Origin of the sequence: Crocosphaera chwakensis CCY0110 (assembly GCF_000169335.1) — a bacterium.
GTDB classification, from domain to species: domain Bacteria; phylum Cyanobacteriota; class Cyanobacteriia; order Cyanobacteriales; family Microcystaceae; genus Crocosphaera; species Crocosphaera chwakensis.
In genome coordinates, this window is the sequence record NZ_AAXW01000157.1 from 1 (window position 1) to 1,184 (window position 1,184).

Annotated in this window: 2 protein-coding genes; both read left to right on the plus strand. The window is 35.2% G+C overall.

Features of this window, described 5'->3' with window-relative positions; translation table 11 throughout:
• A partial coding sequence (locus CY0110_RS27765) for a LuxR C-terminal-related transcriptional regulator (RefSeq protein ID WP_008279007.1) occupies positions 1 to 608 on the plus strand: 608 nt, incomplete at its 5' end.
• A 99-nt stretch (positions 609 to 707) separates the two neighbouring features.
• Positions 708 to 1,079 (plus strand): hypothetical protein, encoded by a 372-nt coding sequence (locus CY0110_RS27770; RefSeq protein ID WP_008279008.1) that lies wholly within the window; start codon positions 708 to 710, stop codon positions 1,077 to 1,079.
• Positions 1,080 to 1,184: the final 105 nt, after the last annotated feature.

Here is a 1,184-nt window from a genome sequence, read left to right on the forward strand (position 1 = left end):
ACCCTAGTGTTGCGATCATTGCTCTCGATTTACCAGATATAGATGGTATCGAAGTAACTCAACGCCTGAAAAATGACCCTCAGACCCATTCAACACAGATTTTGATTTTGACTAATAAAACTAAGGAAGAAGATGTTCTAGCTGCCTTTGTAGCGGGTGCTGATTCTTACCTACTTAAAGACATTGAGTTCAGCCAACTGATCGAAGCCATTGAATACACCCATGAAGGGAATGCTTGGATTGATCCAAATATTGCTAATATTGTGCTTCAACAAATCAAAAAGCCAGCAAAAAGTAGCACTAAAATCAAGCTTTCTTCTGTATCCGTTCATACTTTATTGAATAATAATCAATCGGTTCAAGTTGAGGAAAAAACTTGTATTAAGGAGACTCATACACAACTATTAGATATTTATCCTCTCACTGAACGTGAATTAGATGTTTTAGAATTAATCGTAGGCGGTTGTAACAATGCTGATATTGCAGAAAAATTGTGTATTACCGTAGGGACTGTTAAAACCCACGTTCGTAATATTCTCAATAAACTCTGCGTTGATGATCGCACTCAAGCAGCAGTCCGAGCTTTGAGGTCTGGATTGGTTGAATAAATCGTGAAAATTCTCTCTAGGGATACATGAATTATAGTTGAATTCATGTTTATCCTAAGAAAGTGAGTCAGTATACTTAGGTTTGCATAAATAGTAATTATGTCTGCATTATCTAGCGTTGTTTTTTTGCTTGTGCCTGTTTATTTTTTGGTTGCTAGTTTTTTTGTTACTTTTGTTTCCTCTCCCCAAAATTTTACGATAGATGAACTCCCTTTTGTGGTGATAATCGACCATTCTGACTTATCAGAGGAGCCTCAAATGAAGGGACAAGAGCCAATAAAGGTTAAGCAAAAATCAAAAAAGAAACAATGGAATTTTACAGAGTCTCAACAAAATAGCCAACAACAACCCAAGCAGCAACAATATATCCAAGAAATGAAAAGTCAAATTGAAAACTCCAGTTCTGGTATTCAAGGAACTTCTGAGAATGCAACCATGTTAAGAACTTATTTAAACAAAGATAATAATTAATTGTTTCGCAATCTGTGACAATAAAAATATTCCATCACAATGTTCGATAGTCTTGAATCTATCCTCGGTAGATACAAATCTATCTATTTGGGATGGATAAGTTCA